General features: G+C 70.4%; 16 protein-coding genes and 1 pseudogene. 10 read left to right on the forward strand and 7 right to left on the reverse strand.

What is annotated here, in order from left to right:
- Positions 1 to 124: 124 nt before the first annotated feature.
- Entirely contained in the window at positions 125 to 2,752 is a 2,628-nt protein-coding gene (locus WME96_RS37875) for an O-antigen ligase family protein (RefSeq protein ID WP_437286433.1), read from the forward strand.
- A 71-nt stretch (positions 2,753 to 2,823) separates the two neighbouring features.
- Here the strand turns inward: WME96_RS37875 and WME96_RS37880 are convergent, their stop codons facing one another.
- Positions 2,824 to 6,231, reverse strand: a complete 3,408-nt coding sequence (locus WME96_RS37880) for an FG-GAP-like repeat-containing protein (RefSeq protein ID WP_437286434.1) — start codon at positions 6,229 to 6,231, stop codon at positions 2,824 to 2,826.
- A gap of 401 nt (positions 6,232 to 6,632) precedes the next feature.
- Between WME96_RS37880 and WME96_RS37885 the strand changes: the two genes are divergently transcribed.
- The 3 genes from WME96_RS37885 (at position 6,633) to WME96_RS37895 (ending at position 11,604) form a co-directional block, all read left to right on the forward strand.
- Positions 6,633 to 8,921 carry a GumC family protein gene (locus WME96_RS37885; protein WP_437286435.1) on the forward strand — a complete coding sequence of 763 codons (2,289 nt, stop codon included), beginning with the start codon at positions 6,633 to 6,635 and terminating at the stop codon, positions 8,919 to 8,921.
- 12 nt (positions 8,922 to 8,933) lie between these two features.
- Positions 8,934 to 10,508, forward strand: coding sequence for a hypothetical protein (locus WME96_RS37890; protein WP_437286436.1), 1,575 nt, complete (start codon positions 8,934 to 8,936; stop codon positions 10,506 to 10,508).
- Positions 10,509 to 10,749: 241 nt separating this feature from the next.
- Positions 10,750 to 11,604, forward strand: coding sequence for a hypothetical protein (locus tag WME96_RS37895; protein ID WP_437286437.1), 855 nt, complete (start codon positions 10,750 to 10,752; stop codon positions 11,602 to 11,604).
- A 52-nt stretch (positions 11,605 to 11,656) separates the two neighbouring features.
- On the opposite strand, the gene WME96_RS37900 is transcribed toward WME96_RS37895, so the two are convergent.
- Together WME96_RS37900 and WME96_RS37905 are read right to left on the reverse strand one after the other, a co-directional pair.
- Positions 11,657 to 12,760 carry a glycosyltransferase family 4 protein gene (locus WME96_RS37900; RefSeq protein ID WP_437286438.1) on the reverse strand — a complete coding sequence of 368 codons (1,104 nt, stop codon included), beginning with the start codon at positions 12,758 to 12,760 and terminating at the stop codon, positions 11,657 to 11,659.
- A gap of 345 nt (positions 12,761 to 13,105) precedes the next feature.
- Positions 13,106 to 13,471, reverse strand: coding sequence for a hypothetical protein (locus WME96_RS37905; RefSeq protein WP_437286439.1), 366 nt, complete (start codon positions 13,469 to 13,471; stop codon positions 13,106 to 13,108).
- Between the two features lie 132 nt (positions 13,472 to 13,603).
- On the opposite strand from WME96_RS37905, the gene WME96_RS37910 reads away from it, so the two are divergent.
- A complete protein-coding gene (locus WME96_RS37910) occupies positions 13,604 to 14,869 on the forward strand; it encodes a glycosyltransferase family 4 protein (protein WP_437286440.1) in 1,266 nt (421 codons plus the stop codon).
- Positions 14,866 to 16,401: a heparinase II/III domain-containing protein gene (locus WME96_RS37915; RefSeq protein WP_437286441.1), complete on the forward strand. Its 1,536-nt coding sequence runs from the start codon at positions 14,866 to 14,868 to the stop codon at positions 16,399 to 16,401. Before WME96_RS37910 ends, WME96_RS37915 begins: the two co-directional genes overlap by 4 nt.
- Before the next feature lie 51 nt (positions 16,402 to 16,452).
- Here the strand turns inward: WME96_RS37915 and WME96_RS37920 are convergent, their stop codons facing one another.
- The 4 genes from WME96_RS37920 to WME96_RS37935 form a co-directional block, all read right to left on the reverse strand.
- Positions 16,453 to 17,199 (reverse strand): class I SAM-dependent methyltransferase, encoded by a 747-nt coding sequence (locus WME96_RS37920; RefSeq protein ID WP_437286442.1) that lies wholly within the window; start codon positions 17,197 to 17,199, stop codon positions 16,453 to 16,455.
- A 56-nt stretch (positions 17,200 to 17,255) separates the two neighbouring features.
- The gene (locus WME96_RS37925) at positions 17,256 to 18,833 is read right to left on the reverse strand and encodes a glycosyltransferase family 4 protein (protein ID WP_437286443.1); all 1,578 of its coding nucleotides are present in this window, start codon (positions 18,831 to 18,833) and stop codon (positions 17,256 to 17,258) included.
- A gap of 608 nt (positions 18,834 to 19,441) precedes the next feature.
- Positions 19,442 to 19,906: a serine O-acetyltransferase gene (locus WME96_RS37930; protein ID WP_437286444.1), complete on the reverse strand. Its 465-nt coding sequence runs from the start codon at positions 19,904 to 19,906 to the stop codon at positions 19,442 to 19,444.
- The gene (locus WME96_RS37935; protein ID WP_437286445.1) at positions 19,903 to 20,160 is read right to left on the reverse strand and encodes a hypothetical protein; all 258 of its coding nucleotides are present in this window, start codon (positions 20,158 to 20,160) and stop codon (positions 19,903 to 19,905) included. Before WME96_RS37935 ends, WME96_RS37930 begins: the two co-directional genes overlap by 4 nt.
- Positions 20,161 to 20,524: 364 nt before the next feature.
- Here WME96_RS37935 and WME96_RS37940 point away from each other — a divergent pair, with 364 nt between their 5' ends.
- From WME96_RS37940 to WME96_RS37955, 4 genes and pseudogenes are all read left to right on the forward strand, one after another.
- Positions 20,525 to 21,160 carry a MerR family transcriptional regulator gene (locus WME96_RS37940; protein ID WP_437286446.1) on the forward strand — a complete coding sequence of 212 codons (636 nt, stop codon included), beginning with the start codon at positions 20,525 to 20,527 and terminating at the stop codon, positions 21,158 to 21,160.
- A 17-nt stretch (positions 21,161 to 21,177) separates the two neighbouring features.
- A complete protein-coding gene (locus tag WME96_RS37945) occupies positions 21,178 to 22,395 on the forward strand; it encodes an IscS subfamily cysteine desulfurase (RefSeq protein WP_437292396.1) in 1,218 nt (405 codons plus the stop codon).
- Positions 22,396 to 22,467: 72 nt separating this feature from the next.
- Positions 22,468 to 22,851: pseudogene (iscU, locus tag WME96_RS37950) on the forward strand (Fe-S cluster assembly scaffold IscU); the annotation flags it as partial.
- Positions 22,852 to 22,974: 123 nt separating this feature from the next.
- Positions 22,975 to 23,454, forward strand: coding sequence for a HesB/IscA family protein (locus tag WME96_RS37955; RefSeq protein WP_437286447.1), 480 nt, complete (start codon positions 22,975 to 22,977; stop codon positions 23,452 to 23,454).
- Positions 23,455 to 23,506: the final 52 nt, after the last annotated feature.

Below are 23,506 nucleotides of genomic sequence, written 5' to 3' on the forward strand. Positions count from 1 at the left end.
GCTCGATTCGCTGATGCCGTGAGCTATCCCGTCCCCGGGCGACGAAGATCGACTACCCTGGCTGGCTGTGGAGCGGGACTACACACGCCTGAAGCCGAGGTCGCCGGGTGAGCGCCGTCGCTCGATGGGCGCCGCGGCGCGGAGCCGCCCAGCGCGGGCCGCGCCGCTCGCCGAGCGCGCGATCCCGTGGCTGCTCGCGGCGGCGATCGCCGGGTCCGTGCTCGCGATCGGCGCGGTCCATACGCCCACGCTGGCCCTCGTGTCGTCGATCACGGCGGTCGCCGCCGCGCTCGCTCTCCGCGCGAGCGCGCTCGCGGATCGGGAGTCTCACCTGAGATCGCTCCCGATGCTCACGCTGCTCGGCTTGACCGCGTACACGCTGCTGCAGGCCGCGCCGCTCCCGCTCTCCTGGCTCGAGCACCTCTCGCCGGCGAGCGCCGACGTCTGGTCGCGCGCGCTGATGCCGCTCGGCGAGGCGGCGCCGCGCTACGCCAGCATCTCGCTCGATCCGGGGGCCACGCTGGTCGAGGCCACGAAATGGCTCACGTATGCCGGCGTGTTCGTCACAGCCGCCTTCGTCGGAGCGCGGCGCGGCGCGAGGCTCGTCGTCACCCTCGTCTTCAGCAGCGCGTTCCTCGCCGCCCTCACGACGATCACCCACGGGCTGCTCGGCGCGAAGGAGGTCTTCGGCCTGTATCAGCCGCGGTTCTCGGTCGCGCCCTGGCACGTCGGGCCGCTGCTCAACCCGAACAACCTCGCCGGCTACCTGAACCTCGGGGTCCTCTCCGGCGTCGGTCTGCTGCTCACGAGCAGGCCGCTCCTGCCGTCCTGGGTCACCGGCGTCGGGCTCGCCACGATCGTGGGCGTCAGCATCATCTCGTCGTCCCGCGGAGGGCTGCTCGTGCTGCCGCTCGGCCTCGCCCTCTTCGCGCTGCTCTCGCGGTGGCGGCGCGGCAAGCACCGCCCGGGCGGCCGCAGCCAGGGCCCGGCGGCCTGGCTGCTCACGGTCGCGATCGGCGGCGGCGCGCTCCTCGCCGCGCTCGCCGCCACGAACCGCACGCTCACGGAGATCGCGGACGATAACCTCGACAAGCTGTCGCTGTTCCGCTCGACGCTCCCGATGCTCGCGGACCACTGGCTGCTCGGCGTCGGGCGCGGCGCGTTCGAGACGGTGTTCCCTGCATACCGCCAGTCGCCGGGGAACATCGTGTTCACGCACGCGGAGAACTTCGTGATCCAGTGGGCGGCCGAGTGGGGCATCCCGGCGGCGGCGGCGGCGCTCATCGCGCTCGGCGTCGCGTTCCGGCCCGGCAAGATCGCCCTGAAGGGGAGCACGGTGGCGGTCGGCGCCTGGGTCGGCTGCGTGGTGCTCCTCGCCCAGAACCTGTTCGACCTCGGGATCGAGGTGCCCGGCGTCGCGATCGCGCTCACGGCGACGCTCGGCGCGCTCTGGGGCGAGGCCTACCACGAGCGGCCGCTGCACGAGGCCGCGGCGGACGGCGCGAGCGCCGAGGGGCGCCGCGCGTGGCGGCTCGCCGCGTACGCCGCGGCGTCCGGGCTCGCGCTGGTCGCCCTGATGCTGCGCTTCGGCTGGCGCGACGTCGATCACGACCGCCGGTCGCTGCGCGCGCTGAGCGAGGCAGGCGCGGCGACCGGCGCCGGCTGGCCGAGCTTCCGCGCAGAGCTCCGCGCGGCGATGCTCCGCCACCCGGGAGAGCCCTATTTCCCGCTGCTCGGCGCGGTCGTGGCGCTGCAAGGCCGCAGCGAGAGCCCGATCCCGTGGCTGCAGCGGACGCTGGAGCGCTCGCGCCGCCACGGCCGCGCCCACCTGCTGCTCGCGGAGGTGCTGGCGTCGCGCGGCGCCAGGGAGCAGGCGTTCCTGAGCCTCCGGCTCGCGGTGGAGGACGACCGCGGCGTCACCGGCACCGCGGCCACCCTCGCGCGGCAGTGGACCGACCGCTTCGACGAGATCGCGCGCGCCGTGCCGGACGGCGAGGCCGGCGCCGAGATGCTCGAGCGGATGGCCACCGCTGGCAACCGCCGGGACGCGCTCGAGCTGCGGCTGCGCTGCGCGGAGGAGGCGATCGCGCGCGCCCCCGAGCGCGTCGCCGCCCGCTGGGCCGCGGGCGACGTGCTGCTCACGCTGCTGGAGGATCCGAGCTCACCGCGCTGCGGCGGCCCGGAGGGCGGCGAAGAGAAGCGCGCCGACTGCGAGCGGCAGATCCAGGCGCACGCCGCGGCGATCGAGCAGCAGCAGGAGAGCTCGTTCTTCGCGGTCCAGCTGCGGGCGCGGCTCCTCCTGCTGCACGGGAAGATCGCCGAGGCGGAGCAGTTCCTCGCGGAGCGCTGCGAGCGGCTGGACAACCGGGTGGGCTGCCTCCGCCTGCGGGTCCAGGCCGCGGCGCAGATGGCCTCTCCCGAGCGGTTCCCCCCGGCGGCGCGCGAGCTGCTCTCCGCGTCGTGCGGCTCGCTCGCGGCGTGCGCGTCGACGGCGACGTGGGCCGGCGACCTGCTCGTGGCGCGGAAGGACTACCAGTCGGCCGTGACCTACTACGCCCGCGCGGCGCAGGACGAGCCCACCGAGGAGCGCCTCCTCAAGCTGGCCGACACCGCGAGCCAGGCGGGCGCGCATGTCGAGGCGTCGAACGCGCTGGAGCGCCTCCTGCAGCGGCGCGGCGGCGCCGATCCCGAGCTGCGCAAGCGGGTCGTCGACGAGAAGGCGAAGGCGCTGGCGTCGCCGCTGGCCCCCTAGGTCGCCGCTGGCCCCCTAGGTAGCCTTCTCCCCTCGTGCCTGACGTTGGCGCTGGGGCGCGGCGTGGGCCTCTAGCTCTGCCCGCCGCGCCCGCGCAGCACGGCCCGGCGGCTCGACCGAGCGACCGGGGTGCCGCGGGCGCGTGCGAGGGCGAGGAGCGCGGCGGCGACGGCGCCGAGGCCGGCCTGCCAGGGGGCCCCGACGAGCTGCCCCGGTGCCTCGGAGCAAGCGCAGCCACGGCCGTAGAGTAGCGTGTCGTCCAGCGCAGATCCGCCGCCGGCTCCACCATCGCCGGCGCCGCCGCCGCTTCCACCGGCCCCACCGCCGCTTCCACCGGCGCCGCCGCCGCTTCCGCCGGCCCCGCCGCCGCTTCCACCGGCCCCGCCGCCGCTTCCGCCGGCCCCGCCGCCGCTTCCGCCGGCCCCGCCGCCGCTTCCGCCGGCCCCGCCGCCGCTTCCGCCGGCCCCGCCGCCGCTTCCGCCGGCCCCGCCGCCCCCTTCGCCCTGCGGCATCCTCACGATCACGCCGTCCGACGCGCGATCCGGGGAGAGCCCGGCGGCCGAGACCGCGCGTATGCCGACATGATACTTCGCCCCGTCGAGCAGCGGCAGCCCGCCGATCGACGCCTCGGAGACGTCGCCGACGTCCCGCCATGCCGGCGAGTCGAGGTAATCCCCCTGGCCCACGACCGCCACCTGATACGAGGTGGCCGACGGCACCTTCGACCATCTCACGTGGAGCGTGTCTCTGGTGATGATCTCGTCGACGTCCTCGCCCGCGCCAGGGCTGCTCGGGTCGGCATCCCACACGAACTCGGGCGCCGGCAGGATCTCGTGCCGCAGGTTGTAGAGGTAGCCATCCGCGACGCTCACGACGATGTCGTCGTTCCCGTCGCCGTCCGTGTCCGCGAGGATCGGCGCGCCGACGGGGCTGCCGAAATGATGGGACCAGAGGAGGCGTTGCGAGCACGTGTCGACGGCATAGAGGAAGCCGTTGGTGGAGCCGACCACGACGGAGCTCCCGGCGGACGGGAGGCCCGTGATGCTCCGCGAGACCGCCACGTCGCCGAGCTGGCCCATGACGGCGTCCGCCTGCCGCGCGGCCTGCTCGTCCGCGAAGACGGCATCGCCCGCGAGGACGATCGAGGTCGTCCGCCCGGCCAGGGGGGCGTCGAGCTCGGTGAACGTGAGGCGGGCCGGCGTCACGAACGAGCCCTCGACGAGGATCGACCGGCCCTCGCAGGCGGCGATCGCGCCGTGCGGATACGGGCGGTTGTCCTCCGTCCCCTTCCAGAGCGGGGCACGGAGGTCGTGCGATAACGTCCGCGCAGGGTAGAACCCGCCTTGCAGCGTCATTTCGAGCTGCGGATCGCCCGACACGTCGGCGAGGATCGGCATGAAGTAGGAGATCCGCTCGGCGTTCTCGCCGAGGGAGCTGCCGTCCCGGCCCGAGAAGACCCGGGCGGTGTTGATGGCCAGCGCCACGTCCTGCGCCCCGTCGCCGTTCCAGTCCGCGATCGCGGCGGCCTGGGTCCCATCCCTGGCGGCGATGCGCTGGGTCCAGCGCACCTCGCCGCTCCGCTCGATGGCGAGGAGGTCGGTGCGCATGTCATGGTCGACCGTCATCGCCACGAGCTCGGGCGCGCCGTCGCCGTCGAGATCGCCGTGCAGCACGTCCCACTTCGGCGGCTTTCCCAGCGGGACCTCGAGCCTCTGCCTGCCGCCCTCGTCGAGCATCGCGACCGAGTACCGCGCCGGCTCGGTGATCGGGTGCTGCCGCCTGAAGCACGCGAGGGTCGCCGGCGCGCCGCCCGCGGCGGGCGCGATGGAGGCGCCGAACGCGTCCATCACGCGCCAGGCCGCCTTGGCGGGCGCGACGTTGCTCGCCCCCTCGGAGTCGATCCGGATGAGGTCACCCCGGCTGTCGACCACGACGATGCTGTCGGCCGTGTCGCCGGGGGCGAGCCTCGCCGCGAGCGGAGCCCGGCCGAAGTCGACGTAAGCGCCCGGACCGGTGCTGTAGCCGCCGACCCGCAACCCGGGCAGGATGTCGCGCCCCTCCTGCACGAGGTTCGTGGGCGCGAGCGAGGCGTCGAGCAGCGTGACGAACCCGTCGTCGCGGGAGACGACGAGCCGCGGCGACCCCGGAGACGTCTCTGGCAGGACATCGAACGCCGCGATGTCGACGCCGCGCTCGATGGGATGGATGGCGGCCGACGACGGCCCCCCCTCGAACAGCTCGTAGGCGGTGACCGCCATGGGCTCCGAGGTCGACTCGAGCACGAGATCGTCGCGCCCGTCCCCGGTGAGATCCGGGGTGACCAGCGAGAAGATGAGGCCCGTCCTGCGCGACCTCGCCCAGTCGGTGCGCGTGCGGATCCGCTCTCCGTCGAGCGACCAGAGCAGCTCGACCCCTCCGCCGCCCTCGCGGCTGAACCGGAAGGCCGACACGCGCTCCTCGCGCGACGTGAGGATCCACCGCTCGGCGCCGGAGCTCCCCGCGACCGCGCCCCGCGCGATCTCGCCGGGGATGACGGCGAGCTCGTCGCCCGTGGCCGCGTCGAGCACGAAGGACGTCCACGTGTCCCCGACGCCGCTGCTCACCACCACCTCGAGCGCGCCGTCGCCGTCGAGATCCCACGCGAGCTGCGTCGGGGCGCGGGCGTCTCCGCCCTCGTTGGGGGCGAGCCTCTTGCGCCACACGACGGCGAGCGAGGGGCTCTCGCCCGGCCTGTACGCGAGCAGGGTGACCTCGCGCGCGCCCTGCTGGGAGATGACGCGGTTCTGGAAGCAGAGCGCGTGCTGACCGGGTGTGGAAGGGTCGCCCAGGCTCACCGCCTCGCACAGCGCGCCGCCGATGTGCGCGGCGATGCTCGCCGACTCCGCGAACACGGTCCCCGTTCCCGAGACGAAGAACAGCCGATCGTGCGAGGAGACCATGAGGTCCGCGATGCCGTTGCCATCCCAGTCGCCCACCGTGTTGACCGTGGCGCCACAGTGGGAGCGCTGCGGGGGCGCGGGCAGCCTCTCCACCGCGTCGAACCCGCGCGCGAAGCTGTAGACCACGCCGGGGCTGTCCGTGCGCACGCCGCAGCAGCCGCACTCGTCGAGGAAGAGATCGAGGTGGCCGTCGCCGTCGAGATCGGCGAGGCGCGCGGAGCCGAGCGACCCGAGCTCCGAGGCCTCCTCGCGCCAGAGGACGGCCCCGCTGTCGCCGGCCACGACGGCCGCTCCCGCCCCGCTGAGCACGACCGCCTCGAGCCGCCCGTCGCCGTCGAGATCATCGAGCGCGTGCAGCGTCTGGAACCCCAGGGAAGGGGTGCTCCAGTGGATGAAATCCTGCGGATCGGACAGCACAAGGCGGCCGCCGGACACGAAGAGAAGGTCGAGCTCGCCATCCTGGTTCACGTCGTCGGCGAGCATCTTGTTCGGCGAGAGCACGCCGCCGAGGTATGCCCGCCAGTAGGGCGCAGGCTTCACGATATTGCTCGTGGACTGCGTGGCGCCCGTGCGCTGCGGATCGTGGCGCGCAGAAGCCCAGTCGCCGGCAGCCAGGGTTCCGTGGAGCAGGAGCGCGGAGCAAACCGCGCTCGCTACCGCACGGCGCGTTACGGAGGACGATCGTTCCATGCTGCTCTCCTCGACGCGCGCGGTCAGCCGCTCGGCGGCAGCGTACGCGATCGCCACCGAGGTAGCATCGCGCACAGCCCGCTGCACCTGGCCGCACCGCGTCCTGGACCGTGAGCAGCCATACCGCAAGCCCACACCGCACCACACCGTCGCCTCGTTCGGCGGGGCAGCTTGAATTTTGGGGGCTCGGCGGGCACCTTAGCCCTCCGCCGCACCCCTATCTGGATGGTAGCGCCTCGAGCGCATGACTTATGGCTGACGAACTGAGAGCTCCTCCCACGACCGCCGCCCGCACCGACGCTCCTGGCGAGCGCACCATCGACCTCGTCGCCGCCTGGCGAACGGTCAGCAAGCACTGGGCCATCGCGTTGACGACGATGATCTTCGTCGCCCTCAGCGTCACGTTCTACACGCTCGGGCAGAAGAAGATTTACCAGTCGACGTCGACATTGCAGTTCGACCCGAACCCCCCGCGGCCCCTCGGCCGCGGCGTCGACACCGTCGTCGACATGGGCGCCGGCTCGTACTGGAACAACCGCGAGTACTACGAGACCCAGTACAAGGTCATGCGGTCGATGCGGGTGGCGCTGGCGGTCGTCGCCCAGCTCAACCTCCATAACGACGCGTACTTTCTGAAGGATCTGCCGAGGGACGCGGCCGCGCCCCCGCCGATGAGCGTGAGCCCGGAGGAGGCCGCCGAGGAGCTCCGCGAGCGGCTCGTGGTCGAGCCGGTGAAGGACAGCCGCCTCGCCATCGTCCGCTACAACGACGCCGATCGCGAGCGGGCGCAGCGCGTCCTCTCCATGCTGATGGACGTCTACATCGAGCAGAACCTCGACGACGCGCTCACCTCGACGAACTCTGCCGTCGACTGGCTCCGGACGCAGCTCGACAAGCTGAAGAACGATCTCGAGACCAGCGAGACGTCGCTCCACGAATACAAGAAGAGCAACAACATCCTCGACATCGATTTCGAGGACAAGACGAACCTCCTCCGCGAGGAGATGAAGCAGATCAACGACGCCCTCACCACCGTGCGCACGCGGCGCGAGGAGTTCGCCGCGCGCAGCCAGGAGCTGGCGAAGGTCGATCCGAACAACCCGCTCGATCTCCCCGCCTCCGAGCTCATCCAGAGCCCGGTGCTCCAGACGTTGCGCGCTCGCCATGAGGAGTGCGTCCGTGAGCGCGACGCGCTCATCGGCTCCGGCAAGGGGGAGAACCACCCCGACGTCCGCGCCGCGACCGAGCGGGTGGCCGCCAACAGGAACTCGCTGATCGCCGAGATCAAGAATGTTCAGGGCGCCGTGAACCGCGATCTCGCCATCGTGAGACGCCAGGAGGCGGGCCTCGCGGGGCTGCTCGAGGGCGCCAAGAAGCAGGCCTTCGAGCTGAACTCCCTCAAGATCGAGTACGATCGGCTCCGGAGGACGAAAGAGAACACGGAGAAGCTCTATCAGATCGTCCTGGAGCGCACGAAGGAGAGCGATCTCCAGCGGATGATGCGGGTGAACAACATCCGTGTCCTCGACAGGCCGAACCTCCCGATCGAGGCGATCCGACCCCGCGTCCCGGTCAACATCACGATCGGCATCCTCGCCGGGTTGCTCCTCGGGATCGGCGCGGCGATGGCGCGGGCGATGCTCGATCGCACGCTGAGGACGCCGGACGAGGTCGAGCGGGAGCTCGGCCTGCCCATCCTGGGCCTCCTCCCCGAGTTCGACCGGAAGGAGAGGGCCGAGGCCCTCCCGCGCAAGGCGCGCCACCGGGGCAAGCTCGCGGCCTCGTCGGTCCGGCCCGAGCTCATCGTCCACGATCAGCCGAAGAGCGGGATCGCGGAGGCGGCCCGGGCGATCCGGACGAACCTGCTCTTCATGTCGCCCGACCAGCCCTACAAGACGCTCCTCATCGCGAGCGCCGGCCCCGCCGAGGGCAAGACGACCGTGGGCTGCTGCATCGCCGTCGCCATGGCGCAGGCCGGGCAGCGGGTCGTCCTCATCGATTGCGACCTCCGCAGGCCGCGCCTCCACGCCATCTTCGACAAGGGACCGGAGGTCGGCGTGACGAGCGCGCTGCTCGACGACTCCGCGATCGACGACGAGAACGCGCTGAAGACCGAGGTGGAGAACCTCTATGTCATCCCCGCCGGCCCCATCCCGCCGAACCCGGCGGAGCTCTTGCACAGCGATCGCTTCAAGGCGCTGCTCCGCAAGCTCCAGGGCCGATTCGACCGGGTGATCATCGACAGCCCGCCCATCGGCGCCGTCACCGACGGCGCCGTGCTGTCCACGCTGGTGGACGGCACCGTGCTCGTCGTGCGCGCCTCGGCCACGACGCATGACTTCGCGCGCCATGGGATCCGGGCGCTGCTCGACGTCGGCGGCAAGACCGTGGGCGTCGTGCTGAACGCCGCCAACCTGAACCGCCGTGAGTACGGCGCGTACCGCTATTACGGCGACAAGACGGACGGGTACTACCGCGCGACGAGCGAGGTCGCGCCGCCCGACGACGCGGACGCCCCACCGCCTCCCCTGCCGAACTGAGGAGCCCCGCCGTTGCTGTCCCCGAGATTCCCGCGCGCGAGCGGCGCCCGCCGCGCCGCCGAGCCGGCGCCGTGGAGGAGGAAGGCGTTGCCCCAGGGCCGGCTCGTGGCGGTGCTCCTCGTCGCGACGCTGGCCACGGTCGGCCCCATCCTGGAGAGCACGATGGGCGACGGGCGCGGGTGGACGATCGGTCTCCTGCTGCTGCTCGTCGCGCCGTCGCTCGCGCGCGCCGGCGGTCCCCGCTTCCATCCGCTGGATCCGGAGACCTACATCCCGGCGACTTACTTCCTCACTGTCGGCTACACGCCCATCCTGAAGCTGCTGACGTCCTACGGGTTCCACCTGCCGAGCTACGATGCGGCAGCCATGGAGGTGGGCTATGCCGGCGCGACCGGCTGCGCCATCGTGTGCACCGCGATGAGCCGCCTGCCGGAGAGCCCGAACGTGGAGCGGGTGGTCCCGGTGCACCGGCCAAAGGCGATGCTGGACCGGGACTGGGCGGCGATCCTCGTCGGGCTGTTCGGGCTCGCGCTCGTCATCGCGTGGATCGCCTCGATCGGCGTGGGGCAGTTCTTCACGATGGACTACGCCTCGAACCACCTCATGGAGGACGGCAAGGGCCTGCTGACCTCCGGGTGGTATCTGGTCAAGCTCGTGGTCGCGTACCTCTTTCTCAGGTTCGCTTCGGTCCGCAAGGCAGGCCTTCCCGTCCCGAAGACGCTCCTCATCGCCGGGTCATGCTTCCTCGCGACCCTCCTCCTCACCACGGTCATGGGGCGGCGTGGGCCGCTCGTCTGGACCATCCTCGCCATCGGGCTCACCCTGCACGCCTACGGGATCCAGATCCGGCGCCTGTGGCTGGCTGCCGGCATGGTGTGCGTTCTCTTCTACGGCATCGCCGTCGAGGGTGCCCGGGCCCGCCAGGGCCGCGGGTTCGACGCGCAGATCACGTCGGCGATGAGCCACCTCGAGACGATCGAGAACCCGCTGGAGATCGGCGAGCTCAGGAGGATTCACTCCAACCTCGTCAGCGTCGTGAACGAGCGGCCGCCCATCGTCAGCTACGCCGGAGAGAGCTGGATCAACGCGTTCCTCATCCTGATTCCCAAGCCGCTCTGGAACGAGCGGCCGCTCAGCCTTGGACAGCGGTATGTGTGGTGGCAGGCACCCGATCTGGCGCGCCACGGCGCCGGCTTCGCGATGAGCGCCGCAGCCGAGGGCTACGCCAACCTCGGCCTCCTCGGCGCGGCGATCCAGGTCGGGGCCATGAGCGGGCTCTTCTTCATGCTGCCGCTCCTCGTGGCGGGCGCGCGCGACGCGACCCCCCTCGTCCGCGCGTCCGGCGCGACCCTCTCCGCATTTGCCTACAACCAGTTTCGGGGCGAGCTCACCGCGCTGCTCAAGATCGCGGTCTCCCTGGGGATCGGCGTGGTCGGGATCGTCCTGCTCACCTCGGTGGTGAAGCTCCTCCGCCAGTGGGTCATCGCCCGGCAGCCAGCGCCGGGGCGGCCTGCCCGGAGCCTGCACGCGGCGCATCTCGGCCGGCCGCCGGCGAGATCGGCCCTGCAGGCGTCGCGCCGGCCGTAGCTGCGTGTGGGTCGTCGCGCCGGATGCGGGCCAGCAGAGCGCATGCGCCACGACCGGCAGGCCCGTCGCCAGGTACGTCACCCCCTTCCAGCGCGGCAGGCTCCCGCGTTGGAGCAGATCCGCCGCCGCCAGCACGAGGATGGGCGCCCCGAGCCCCCCGAGCGACGTCGAGGATGTACCGCGCGGCGCGGCGCGGCGTTAAAAGGCCATCAACCACGGGAAAGGCTAGACCCCCCTCACCATGAGAATCCCCCTTCGTCTGAACCGAGCAGGCTGGCCCGCGCTGGGGCTGCCGCGCAGGATCTGCTTCCCGGACCCGCGGGACCTGCTCCGGCCCGAGCAGATCGCCGCGCCCGAGATCTTCTCGGAGCGGGTCTCCATCCTCTTGCTCAGCGGCACCCGCAAGACGACGCGGCCCGGCAGGCACCGGCAGAGCGATGCTCTCCTCGTGAAGGCGCTCGGGCAGCAGCGCCCCGTCATCCTCGACGTCGGGGCCTCCGACGGCAGCACGGCGCTCGATCTCCTGACCACGCTCGGCGACGCCTTCGCGTCCTACTTCGTCACCGACAGGGCGCTCTCGCTCCGCGTGCGCACCGACGACCGCGGGCGCGCTTTCTTCTACGACGCCGACGGCGCCTGCGTCCTCGCGGCCACCCCGCGACTGCTGTTCTATCCGGCAGCGGAAGGCCTGCGAAGGCTGCCGCGCTGGGCGTCCCCCTGGCTGCAGAGCGGCATCCCGCCGTACGACCCCGCGTACCCGGAGGTGTCCCTCGTCCAGCCGCGCCTCCAGGAGCTCGCGCGCCGCGACGCGCGCGTGGTCCTGAGGACCCACGACATCTTCCAGCCATGGGACGGCCCTGCTCCGACGGTCATCAAGGCGGCGAACCTGCTGAATCGCGCCTACTTCTCCGACGACCAGCTCCGCCAGGCCATCAGCAACTTCTGGCGCGCCCTCGCGCCCGACGGGCTGCTCCTCGTGATCGACAACCGCGACATCGAGAAAGCCTCGCTGTTCGCGCGCACGGAGAGCGGCTTCCGGCACATCGACAGCATCCATGGTGGAACGGAGATCCGACCGCTCGTCCTGAGCTGCTGAATCCGCCGCCAAGAAGAACCTTCTATCCCGTACATCAGCACGGGCGGGCTCTTCATAGCTCCGACAGCATCGACATGAATTTGCTCACAGCATTGTTGACGCTGTTCTGGCTGGTCCGTTCGAGCGAGCGACGCGAGAACTGCTCCAGCAACGCTGGCTCGCGGAGCACTGTACGGACGGCCTCGGCGATCTGTGCCGGGCGGCCGACGTCCACCAGGATACCGTTGACGCCGGAGGCGATCAGGTCGTTGACGGCGCCAACCCTGCTGGCCACGGCAGGGACGCCCAGCGCCATGACCTCCAGCAGCGCGTTCGGGAATCCTTCGCTGTGGGAGGCGAACACGCACAGGTCAAAGGAAGGGATCACATCTATCTTGTCCGTGGAGAGCCAGCCCGCGTACTCGGTGTTCCTGAGGCCGCGCTCACGGATGAACGCCTTGACGTTGTCCAGCTCGCTCCCGTCCCCGTAGATCCTGGCCTCGACCGAAGCATTCTCGCTCTGCAAGAGGAGCATGGCTTCCAGAAAATCATAGATGCCCTTTCCTCTCTCGATACGGTTGTAGTAGAGGACCCTCAGGGGCCTATCCATGTTCTGGGGATAGCTCTTCGCCGCACCTCTGGCGAAATACGAATCGGGCAGCCAGTTCTCTATGACGCGCAGCTCGACGCCGCTCTCCTCGGGCACGAAGCTCGAGAAGAAGCTCCGCCAGTGCTCGCTCTGGCATATCACCACATCGCAGGACCTGACGACGAGGCTCAGATACTCTCGATAGAGTTTGTTCCTGGCCACGTTATCGACGATGGGCCCCGAGCGCGGGAAGATGATGACCTTCTTCCCGAGCAGCTTGCCCAGGAGCCCGACCGAGCCCTTCTCCACGAAGCTCATCCCGGAGCTCGAGAACAGCAGGACGGCATCTACCCGCGAGAACAGGAGGTCCTTGACGCACCGGAGCACCCTCGGCACGGCGGTGTGCATCCTGTGGAGCGCCGTTCGGACCCGGATCGAGTCGATGGTGGAGTCGACGAGCAGGAAGTCGAACTCATCTCCCAGGCCACTGTCGATCAGAGAGCGGCAGGCAAAGTACTGGCCGCCTATCCTCCCGTCGGCCGGGGGCTTGAATGAGCCCACGAACAGAATTCGCTTCTTTTCCGCCATGTTGTCCACTTCCGCGCGCGGCGACCGTACCACTCTCGCGCCGCGCTGGGTAGCTATCCCTCCCCGTGCGGTCCGGCGCCTCGCCCAGACTGCGCTGCGGCGCGCTCGATGATGAGGCAGAGCGCTTGGCGGCGCTCGCGTGATCGTCACTCCACCGGGGCCCGAACCCGGCGCGGCGCACCGTCGGTCGTTCCCGTCCGGCGTGCATGACCGGTCCACGCGCGGGGGCGGGACGGGGTGGGAGGACGGTCGAGCACCCGCGCTGAGGCTGAGCTCGCCTGGCGGAGCCGCGGCGACGGGATCCAGTGCTGCTGTTATTTGCCACTTACATCACACGAGCACCGGTCAACCACGGTCGGCCGGTGACGAGCCGGACAGCAGCCACCGCGCCTGGCCCATCAGGTGAAGTGGCGGATACCATGGCGGGTTCATCCCCCAGAAGACGGCATGAAGGAGCGAGGCCATCGCCGTCCCTCCGACGGCCACGACCAGGGCGCGTCGCGGCTTCACGAGGAGCACGCTGAAGCCGATCAGCAGGGGCACATAAGAAAAGGCGATCCGCGCGGTGGCCAGGCACTCGAGGAGCGCGGTGAGCGCGACGAGCAGGCCTTTTGACACACGGGGCTGCTCCAGGACCAGCGCCGCACAGAGCACGAGCAGCCCCCAGGCCCGCAGATCGTTGCCTATCGCTGCGAGCTCCCGGAGCAACACGCCCCGTGTTTCGCCAGGAAGCGCATGGTGCTTGACGGGAATGCCATGATCCCCGGTGGGCGAAAGGAGTTGACGTCGCGCGCCAGCCAGCCATTGTGCCGGCCCAAGCGACTCCCCCCGAGCCACGCGGCCATGCGCATCCTCTACGTCTCTCCTTATTTCCCGCCGGAGCCAGGGGCCCCGGCCGCGCGCGTGTCCGAGCTCGCCCGAGCCTGGCGGCGCGCCGGACACGAGGTCACGGTCCTCACGGGCATGCCGAACCACCCGACGGGGGTAATCCCGCCCGAATACCGGGGTCGGCTCCGCATCGAGGAGGACTTTCACGGCGTGCGCGTCCTACGCACCTGGATCTACGCCGCCGCCAACCGGGGCAAGGTGCGCCGCTCGCTCGCGTACGGGTCGTTCGCCCTGTCCGCGCTCACGCTGGCGCAGCGCGATCTGCCGGCCGCCGACGTGCTCATCGCGACGAGCCCCCAGTTCCTCACGGCGGTCGCCGGCTACGGCATCGCCAGGCTCCGCGGGACGCCGTTCGTGTTCGAGGTGCGCGATCTCTGGCCCGAGTCGATCGTGGCGGTGGGCGCCCTCCCCGAGGGGCACGCGGTCGTACGAGGGCTCACGGTCGTCGAGGAGCACCTCTACCGTGCGGCCGACGAGATCGTCGTCGTCACGCGGAGCTTCCGCGAGCGGCTCGTCGAGCGGGGCGTGCCCGAAGGCAAGATCGACGTCATCCGCAACGGCGTCGACCTCGGCCGTTTCAAGCCGTCCTCGCGCGACACGCCGCTGCGGGCGGAGCTCGGCTTCGGGGATCGCCTTGTCGTGGCCTACGTCGGCACGCACGGCATGGCGCACGGCCTCTCCGCGGTGCTCGACGTGGCGCATGGGCTCCTCTCTCGCGACGACATCCGCTTCCTGTTCGTCGGCGAGGGGGCCGAGCGGGCGAGCCTGGAGGCGCGCGCGCGGGAGCTCGGGCTGTCCAACGTGACGTTCCTCGGCGCGCGCCCGCGCGACGCGATGAACGAGGTCTACGCCACCGCCGACATCTGCCTCGTTCCCTTGCGCAAGACAGAGCTCTTCCAGACGGTCATCCCCTCCAAGATCTTCGAGATCCTCGCCATGGAACGGCCGATCGTGATCTCGGTCGACGGCGAGGCGCGGTCGATCGTCGAGGAGGCGAACGCCGGCCTGTTCGCTCCCCCCGAGGACGTACCGTCCATGACGCGGGCCATCCTCGATCTCGCCGCCGATCCGGACAGGCGAAGGCGAATGGGGGAGGCGGGGCGTGCCCATGCTATCCGCTCGTTCGACCGCGATACGCTCGCGCACGAGTATCTCGAGGTGCTGGAGCGCGTGCTGCGCCGCGCGGCGCCCCGCGGGGACGGCGGCGGGGGCGCGAGATGAACCTGCCGCGGGTCGCTCGCACGCTGGCGCAGCTTCACCCGCTGCAGGTGCTCGCCCGGCCGATCGCGCTGGGGGGGCGCGCGCTCGGCCGGGGGCCGACCGCGGCGCAGCCTCCGCGCGTCCACTCCGACTTCGCCCCGCCGCGCGCGGCGTTCGTGGCCTTCGCCGACGCCGAGCGGGCGCGCGGGCGCGCGCGCCTGGCCGCCATCCCCGAGGGCTCGCTGCTCCACGCGTACGAGAGCGCCTATGGCTACGAGCTCGGGGCCGATCCGACCGTCGCCGTCCCGGGCGCGTGGGAGGGCCCTGTCGCGTCGCACCCGTTTCCTGCCTCGGTGCGCGCCCGCAGGCTCGCGGTCGCGGCGCGGCTCGGCCGCCCGGCCCTCGCGGCCGAACTGGCGCGCGCGTGCCGGGCGATCGCGCTCGGGCTCGAGCTGCACCTCCTCGGCAACCACCTGCTCGAGAACGCGATCGGCCTCGTGTGCGGCGGCGCGGTGGCGCGCGGGCTCGAGGCCGAGGCCTGGTGGCGGCTCGGATCGAGGCTCCTGTCATGGCAGCTCCCGGAGCAGTTCCTCGAGGATGGCGGCCACTTCGAGCTCTCCGCCTCGTACCACCTCGCGCTCGCCGCCGGGCTGCTCGAGGCCATCGAGCTCGCGCAGGCGGCGGGGCGCGAGGTGCCCGAGCTCTGGCGGGTCACGGCGCAGAAGGCGCTGGCCTGGGCCGCCGCCGTCCGCGCGCCGGACGGGACCTATCCCCTCTTCAACGATGCTGCCCTCGACGCAGCGCCCGAGATCGATCAGGTCCTCGCCCTCGGCGCCGCGCTCGGCCTCCACGACGCCGGCGAGACGCCTGGATCGACGCCGGACGGCCCGCAGGCGCTCCTGCACCTCGCCGCGACCGGCTGGGTGATCCTCCGATCCGGCGAGCGCGCGTGGCTCGCGTTCGACGCGGGGATGGACGGCGCCGCGTACCAGCCCGGGCACGTGCACGCGGACGCGCTCACGTTCGAGCTGTGGATCGAGGGCGAGCGCGCTGTCGTCGATTACGGCGTATCCAGCTACATCGCGGACCGGGACCGGGAGGAGACGCGGGCCACGCGCGCGCACAACACGGTCGAGCTCGGCGGCGTGGACTCCAGCGAGGTCTGGAGCGCCTTCCGCGTCGGCCGCCGAGCTCGCGCCCAGGTGCGCCGGCTCGACCGGGCTCCCTCGCACCTCGCGGTGGAGGCCGAGCACGATGGATACCGCTTTCTCCCGGGAGCCCCCCACCATCGACGGTCGCTCGAGCTCTCCGAGCGGGAGCTCGTGATCCGCGACGAGATCGTGGGCGGCAGGACGAGCGCGTGCTCGCGGCTCAGGCTCGACGAGGCGGCCTCGCAGCGCCGGTCGATCTCGATCGACGGCATCCAGCTCGCGCCGGAGCGGAGCGCGGGCGGTTGGCACCCCTGCTTCCGGCAGCCGCGCGCGGCCGTCGTGTTCTCGGGCCGCGGCGAGGTGCGCGACGGCTGGCGCGGCGGCTTTCGCCTGCGGTGGTAGCCGGTCGCCGCGCCGGGCGCGGTCGGCCCGCGCGGCGCTCGCCAGACCGGCTCACTCGCGCACGAGGGTGCCGGTGAGCGTGATGCGGAAGGGCGCGAGCGCCTCGACCTTCTCGAGCACCAGGTGCAGCGCCATGAACGCCTGGTGCAACCCCGGCAAGAGCGCCGTCGAGCGCGGGTGATCCATCCCGGTGTGGATCCTGTCCACGCGGAAGCCGGTCTCCTTGGCGATGCGCTCCACGGTCCACAGCGTGTTCATGCGGAAGTAGATCGGGCACGGCCTGGCGTCGCTGCTACCCGACGAGGCGCGCAGCAGGCCCATGGTGAACGTGTGAAGCCAACGGGGCGTCAGGTGCGTCGCGAGCCCCGAATACGAGAGGAGGTTCAGCGACGTGAACACGAGTCTCCCCCCCGGGCGCAGGAGCCGGTGCGCCTCGTGCAGCAGCGCCTCGGGCTTCTCCAGGTGCTCGAAGAGATGGTCCGCGACGATCACATCGGCGCAGCCGTCCGGCAGCGGGATCGACTCGCCATACGCGCAGAGCCGGTGCGGCGCCGGGTTGCGCGAGAGCGCCTCCTCGTCCGGATCCACCGCGTAGATGGTCTTGCCCTCGAGCGACACCGTCGCGACCTGGCCGAACCACAGCGCCCCACAGCCGAGGTGGATGATGACCTTCGCCGGTGTGACCGCCTCGTCCACGATGCCCTGGTAGATCTCCCAGTAATGCGCGTGGCCGCTGAAGCGGGAATACAACTCGTTTGTCTTCTTGTTGAAGCCAACGATCCGGCGGGCAAGTCCCACGATGTCTCCTTGGTGACCCCCGGCGGCGCGAGAACGTCAGCGGCGGGAGGAGGGCCTCACATCACCGAGAGGCTACTCTGCGAGCGCCGCTCGAGCGTGAGCGCCGGCGGCCGGCGCAGCAGCAGGCGCTCGGCGGAGTCCACGATGAGCTGGAGCAGCATCTCCGCCTGCGGGTTGACCGCGCACTCCTCGCTGTCCCACCGGAAGCGCAGCTCCACCGTCTCGCTCGCTTGCTGGAACGTGAACACCGCGATCACCGACTCGCGGAGCCGCTGCGGCGTCGCCGTCTCGTGCATCCAGCTCCAGGGCTTCACGCGCGCGCTGCCGTTGGCGCCCGCGGAGCTCACCTCGAGGGCGATGAGCTTCGCCTCCTCGGCGAAGCGCTCGAGGACCACGCGCAGCCTCTCCGTCCCGCTCGCGGTCTCGAGCTCGAGCAGCGCTCGCGGCACGGCGCGGCGCAGCGCCTCCACCGTGGCCTCGCGCACGCGACGAGCGTCGCTCCGCTGCGCCCCGAAGAACGGGAAGGAGCCCGCCGTGCGCACCACGATGAACAGCACCAGGCTGCAGGCCACGAGCGCAAGGCCGATCTCGTGCGAGCGGCCGACATAGGCCACCAGCGCGACCACGGTGAACACGAGGCTGAGCCCGTACAGGATCAGCACCGCGCTGCGATGCGAGTGGCCCTTGTCGAGCAGCTTGTGATGGATGTGCGAGCGATCGGCCGAGAAGATCGGCCGGCGAGCGACGTAGCGCCGGACCATCGCCGAGATCATGTCGAAGATCGGCAGGCCGAGCGCGAGCAGCGGCACGAGGACGGCGAGCGCGGTGCCGCCCTTGTGCGTGCCCACGCCGAAGAGCGGGATCGCGGCCAGCATGAACCCGAGGAACATGCTCCCGGTGTCGCCCATGAAGATCGTCGCGGGGTGGAAGTTGTGGAACAGGAACCCCACGATGGCGCCCGCGAGCGTCGCCGCGAGAAGGCAGATCACCAGGTTGCCGGGGTAGCCGCCGAGGTACGCGGTGATGAAGTTGGCGACGCAGGCGAAGAAGCCCACGCCCGCGGCGAGCCCGTCGAGGCCGTCGATCAGGTTGACCGCGTTGATGATCGCGACGAACCACGGAATCGTGACCAGGAACGAGAGCGGCCAGAACGACACGTGCCCGAAGTACGGCAGCGTCACGCACTCGAGGCGAAGCCCGAAGCCCCAGGCGATCGACGCGGCGAGGATCTGCGCAAGCAGCTTGTGTCGCGCGCGCATTCCCCGGGTGTCGTCCCAGGCGCCCGCCGCCGCGATGACCAGCCCGCCCAGGAGCAGCCCCACCACGAGCGCGTGCTGCGAGAACCACAACAGCCCGATCTGGGTCCCCATCGCGACCAGGATGAACAGCGGCAGCATGAAGCCGACCACGATCGCGAGCCCGCCCAGGCGCGGGATGCGCCGGGTGTGCACGCGCCGCGCGGTCGGCTCGTCGACCGCGCCGATGGTGACCGCGAGACGGCGCACGAATGGCGTCGCCGCCCACGAAATCACCAGCGCAAGAATTACCGCCGTGAGCGTACTTACCATCGCTCGTTCCTCGTCCTCCTCGGGGACTCCCGCACCCTGGCTAAGATGCGGCGCGGCGCGCGACATTCATAGCTCGTCAACATGCAGGCAAGCCCGTCGTTGGTGCGTCCCTACTACCCCAAGTCAGCGCCCCGGACAACCTGAGGACGGGCCGGAAAACCGCTCTGTAACCCGCGCGCGGCGCCATCGTCCCCATCAATTTACAGCACAGCTGTAAGAATTACACTGCTAGGAGAGTGCAGTAAGCCGACGCGAGGACGTTGGCTGCCAAACTCCGCCGATCCGGACCTGCGGGCCTATCGCGAGACCGGCGTGGGCTTCATCTGCTCAGCCATGGGGATCTGGCCTGCCTCGCCGGTCCTCCGAGCGTCACTACCGGCGCTTCGAGTGGCGCACGTAGTGAGTTTCCTCAAGCAGTCATGCTGTTCCTGACGCGACATCCCCCGACGGTCGATTCCATGTGTGACGAGTCCGCGACATCCATTGTTTCGGCGACGCAGAAGATGTAGGGGGGCGTGACGGGTTCGGCGCGGGGACCAGACCGCGTGCGTCGAGCACCCACAGCAAGGCAGTGGGGGCGGACCGGCCCGCGCGCATCTCGGGTGGGACGGGGCAGCGCGCGGGATCCGAGGGCGCGAGGGGGCCGGGTCGGCGCGAGCGCGGCCGCGTCCGGGTCAGGCGGTCGGGTCATCCAGCTCGTAGTACTTCTGCGTCCTGCCGGATGCGAGGATCCTGAACGGATTGCCTGCGACCACGGTGTTGGAGGGCACGTCCTTGTTCACGACGCTGTTCGCGCCGATGATCACGTTGTCCCCGATGGTGATGTCGCCGAAGACGGCGCTCCCCGCCCCCACATAGACGTCGCTGCCCAGCCGCGGGACACCCCGGCTCCCAAAGTTCCTGCCTATCGTGACGTTCTGTCCGACGAGGCAGTTGTCGCCGATGACCGCCCGGGCATGGATCACCACCCCCAGCCCCCAGTAACCCAGCCTGAAATTCGCCCCGATCGTGGCCGACGACGGGATGTAGACCGAGAACAGGAAGCGGTTCAGCCACGTGATCAGCGTGGCCACGAAGGACAGCTTGTTCCGGTAGAAGAAATTACCGATCCGGTACAGCAAGACAGACGGGTTCTTCATGGCATCGACAGCAGCGGTCTGAACCTGGTGATCGCGCCGTCCAGCGCCGGTTGGCCTGCTTCACCCGCTCGACCGAGCGGCGCGAGGACTCCCGGAGCCACAGCGTGGAGCGAGGAGTCGACGGGCAGGAAGTCGAAGTCGTGCCTCGGATCGCCCTCGATCAGAGAGCGACAAGCCACGTGCTGCCCACCGATCCTCCCCTCCGCCGGGGGGGTGAACGAGCCGACGAACAGGATTCGCTTCTTATCCGTCATTTCCAAGCAATAACATACGTGTACGCAGTTCTCTTTAGCAAGCTTGGGCCCCCGGCGCCCACCGCTGCGCCCCTTCCTACGCGAGCCCTTGACACGCGAGCTCGACCGGTCGCCGCGGACGTCGGAGCGCTTGCGGAACCCGCGGCCGGCGCCATCGACACCTGGATGACACCTCGACGGAGGGAGCGCTCCCGATAACTGCAGAGCTCGTCGCGGGACGAACCTCCAGCATGTCGAGCCGCGTCCGATTCCGCCTCCTTCCGCTGTGTCACGCAGGCCCCCGTACAACCTGGTTGACAGGCTTGGCCCGGCGCCCTACAAGGTCCCCAACCCTAACGCATACGTAAGGGTCAGGGTCCCCGCGATGACAATCCGGCACCATCTCCCCGTCGCCCACGAGGCTCGCGAGCAAAGCATCGGTGGGCCCTTCGCGTCCAGCACGTCCAGCACGTCCCGAGCGGACGCACCGCTGGGGGCGCCCGACCCCGCCGAAGAGGAGGACCGCCTCCTCCAGGTGGGGGACATCGCGAAGGCGACCGGGAAGACGGTGCGGGCCATCCACCACTACGAGGAGGTCGGGCTGCTCAGGCCGCACGCCCGCTCCAAGGGGCGCTACCGCCTCTACGACAACGCGGCCCTCACCCGGGTCCGGTGGATCGGCAAGCTCCACGACCTCGGCCTGTCGCTGAGCCAGATCCAGCAGATCGTCTCGACGTGGGAGTCGTCCTCGTCAGCCCCCGGCGCGATGTCGCGGATCCGGGACGTCTACCAGCAGAAGCTCGAGGAGGTGCGAGAGCAGATCGCGCACCTCGAGACCCTCGAGCACGAGCTCATCGCGAGCCTGGCCTACCTCGACACCTGCGAGACGTGCGACCCGGCAGAGCTCGTCGCCGCCTGCACGCACTGTAACCTCCACGACAAGAGCCAGGCCGAGCCTGAGCTCGTCGCCGGGATCCGCGGCGGCAATGGGCATTGCCGCCAGGGCTCGAATCACCGCTGAACGAGAACACCATGGGTATCCAACTTCCGATCTACATGGATTATCACGCGACGACGCCGGTCGATCCGCGTGTCCTCGACGCCATGCTGCCGTACTTCAACAGCAAGTTCGGCAACGCCGCGAGCCGGAGCCACGTCTTCGGGTGGACGGCCGAGGAGGCGGTGACCCACGCGCGCGAGACGCTCGCCAGGTTCATCGGCGCCTCGAACCCCAAGGAGATCATCTTCACGTCGGGCGCGACCGAGAGCGACAACATCGCGATCAAGGGGGTCGCCGAGTTCTACAAGGACAAGGGCAACCACATCATCACGAGCGTCATCGAGCACAAGGCGGTGCTCGACACCTGCAAGCGGCTCGAGAAGCAGGGCTACGAGATCACCTACCTCAAGGTCGACAAGTACGGGATGGTCGATCCGGACGACGTCGCCCGGGCGATCACCGACAAGACGATCCTCGTCTCGATCATGCTCGCCAACAACGAGGTCGGCACGATCCAGCCCATCGCGGAGATCGGCAAGATCACGAAATCGAAGGGCATCCTCCTCCACAGCGACGCGGTGCAGGGGGTCGGCAAGATCCCGTTCAACGTCGAGCAGATGGGGGTCGACCTCGCGTCGGTGACGGCCCACAAGATCTACGGCCCGAAGGGCATCGGCTGCCTGTACGTGCGCCGGTCGAAGCCGCGCGTCCGCATCACCTCGCAGATGGACGGCGGGGGACACGAGTTCGGCATGCGCTCCGGGACGCTCAACGTGCCCGGCATCGTCGGGTTCGCCAGGGCGGCCGAGATCCTCCTCCAGGAGGGCGAGGCCGAGTCGGCGCGCATCCTCTCGCTGCGCGAGCGGCTCCGGAATCGGCTCTGGAGCGAGCTCGACGCCATCCAGCTCAACGGCTCGCCCGATCGACGGCTGCCGGGCAACCTCAACGTGTCCTTCAGCTTCGTCGAGGGCGAGGCCATGATGATGGCGATCAAGGACGTGGCGGTCTCCAGCGGCTCGGCGTGCACGAGCGCCAGCCTGGAGCCCTCGTACGTCCTCCATGCGATGGGGATCGGCGACGACCTCGCCCACTCCTCCATCCGCTTCGGGCTCGGGCGCTTCACCACCGAGGAGGAGGTCGACTACGTCGCCGACCTCGTGATCCGGAAGGTGAACAAGCTGCGCGACATGTCGCCGCTCTACGAGATGCACAAAGAGGGGATCGACCTCAACAGCGTGCAGTGGGCGGCCCACTGACGAGCGGCGCGCAGGCGCCCCTCCGTCAGGTCAAGGTTTCAAGAGAAGAAGGGAACGGTCGAGGAGAGAGCCATGGCATACAGCAACAAGGTCATCGAGCACTACGAGAACCCGCAGAACGTCGGGACGCTCGACAAGAACGACGACCACGTCGGCACCGGGCTCGTCGGCGCTCCGGCCTGCGGCGACGTCATGCGCTTGCAGATCAAGGTCGGCGAGGGCGGCGTCATCGAGGACGCGAAGTTCAAGACGTTCGGCTGCGGCTCGGCCATCGCGTCGTCGTCGCTCGCCACGGAGTGGCTGAAGGGCAAGACGATCGATGAGGCGGAGACGATCAAGAACAGCATGATCGCCGAGGAGCTCCACCTGCCGCCGGTGAAGATCCACTGCTCGGTCCTCGCCGAGGACGCCATCAAGAGCGCGATCGCCGACTTCCGGGCCAAGCAGCAGGCGAAGAAGGCGATCTCCGGCGCGACGGCGACCACGGGGAGCCCGGAGAGCGCCGCGACGGCGAGCGCGGAGTAACAGCGCCGGTCCTCCGGGCGGAGGCCGCCCACGGCACCGGAGAGGAGCAACGCCATGCAGAGCAACGAGGAGACGACCACGACCACGGCGGCGGACAGCGGGAGCTACCCCGCGCCGGTCGCGACGGCGGACGCCGGGCACGCGCACGACGGCGGCGCGCCGGGCGGGGCAGAGGCCAAGGCGAAGCGGACGCTCGCGGTGAGCGACGCCGCGGTCGAGGCCATCCGGGCCCAGCTCGCCAAGCGCGGCACGCCCGAGGGCGCCATCCGGGTCGGCATCCGCGGCGGCGGCTGCTCCGGGTTCTCCTACGTCATCGAGTTCGAGGACCGGCCGCCCCGGTCCGGCGACCTCGTGCTGGAGTTCGCGGAGCCGGGCAAGGCCACGGTGCGCGTCCTCTGCGATAAGAAGAGCATCATCTACCTGAGCGGCTCGGTGCTCGACTGGGAGAAGACGCTCATGTACCAGGGCTTCAAGTTCAAGAACCCGCAAGAGGCGACGCGCTGCGGCTGCGGGCACTCGTTCACGGTGGCCTGAGCCGGCCGCCGCTCGCGCCCGCCCCCGCCGCCGAGGCGCCTCCTTTCGAGCA

Origin of the sequence: Sorangium sp. So ce406 (assembly GCF_051474675.1) — a bacterium.
GTDB lineage: Bacteria > Myxococcota_A > Polyangia > Polyangiales > Polyangiaceae > Sorangium > Sorangium cellulosum_G.

Coding starts and splice junctions, on each gene's coding strand:
- WME96_RS37875 (WP_437286433.1), top strand. CDS start 125: ATGGGCGCCGCGGCGCGGAGCCGCCCAGCGCGGGCCGCGCCGCTCGCC.
- WME96_RS37935 (WP_437286445.1), bottom strand. CDS start 20,160: ATGACGGATAAGAAGCGAATCCTGTTCGTCGGCTCGTTCACCCCCCCG.
- WME96_RS37930 (WP_437286444.1), bottom strand. CDS start 19,906: ATGAAGAACCCGTCTGTCTTGCTGTACCGGATCGGTAATTTCTTCTAC.
- WME96_RS37900 (WP_437286438.1), bottom strand. CDS start 12,760: ATGGCGGAAAAGAAGCGAATTCTGTTCGTGGGCTCATTCAAGCCCCCG.
- WME96_RS37910 (WP_437286440.1), top strand. CDS start 13,604: ATGCGCATCCTCTACGTCTCTCCTTATTTCCCGCCGGAGCCAGGGGCC.
- WME96_RS37940 (WP_437286446.1), top strand. CDS start 20,525: ATGACAATCCGGCACCATCTCCCCGTCGCCCACGAGGCTCGCGAGCAA.
- WME96_RS37915 (WP_437286441.1), top strand. CDS start 14,866: ATGAACCTGCCGCGGGTCGCTCGCACGCTGGCGCAGCTTCACCCGCTG.
- WME96_RS37885 (WP_437286435.1), top strand. CDS start 6,633: ATGGCTGACGAACTGAGAGCTCCTCCCACGACCGCCGCCCGCACCGAC.
- WME96_RS37925 (WP_437286443.1), bottom strand. CDS start 18,833: ATGTCGCGCGCCGCGCCGCATCTTAGCCAGGGTGCGGGAGTCCCCGAG.
- WME96_RS37895 (WP_437286437.1), top strand. CDS start 10,750: ATGAGAATCCCCCTTCGTCTGAACCGAGCAGGCTGGCCCGCGCTGGGG.
- WME96_RS37955 (WP_437286447.1), top strand. CDS start 22,975: ATGCAGAGCAACGAGGAGACGACCACGACCACGGCGGCGGACAGCGGG.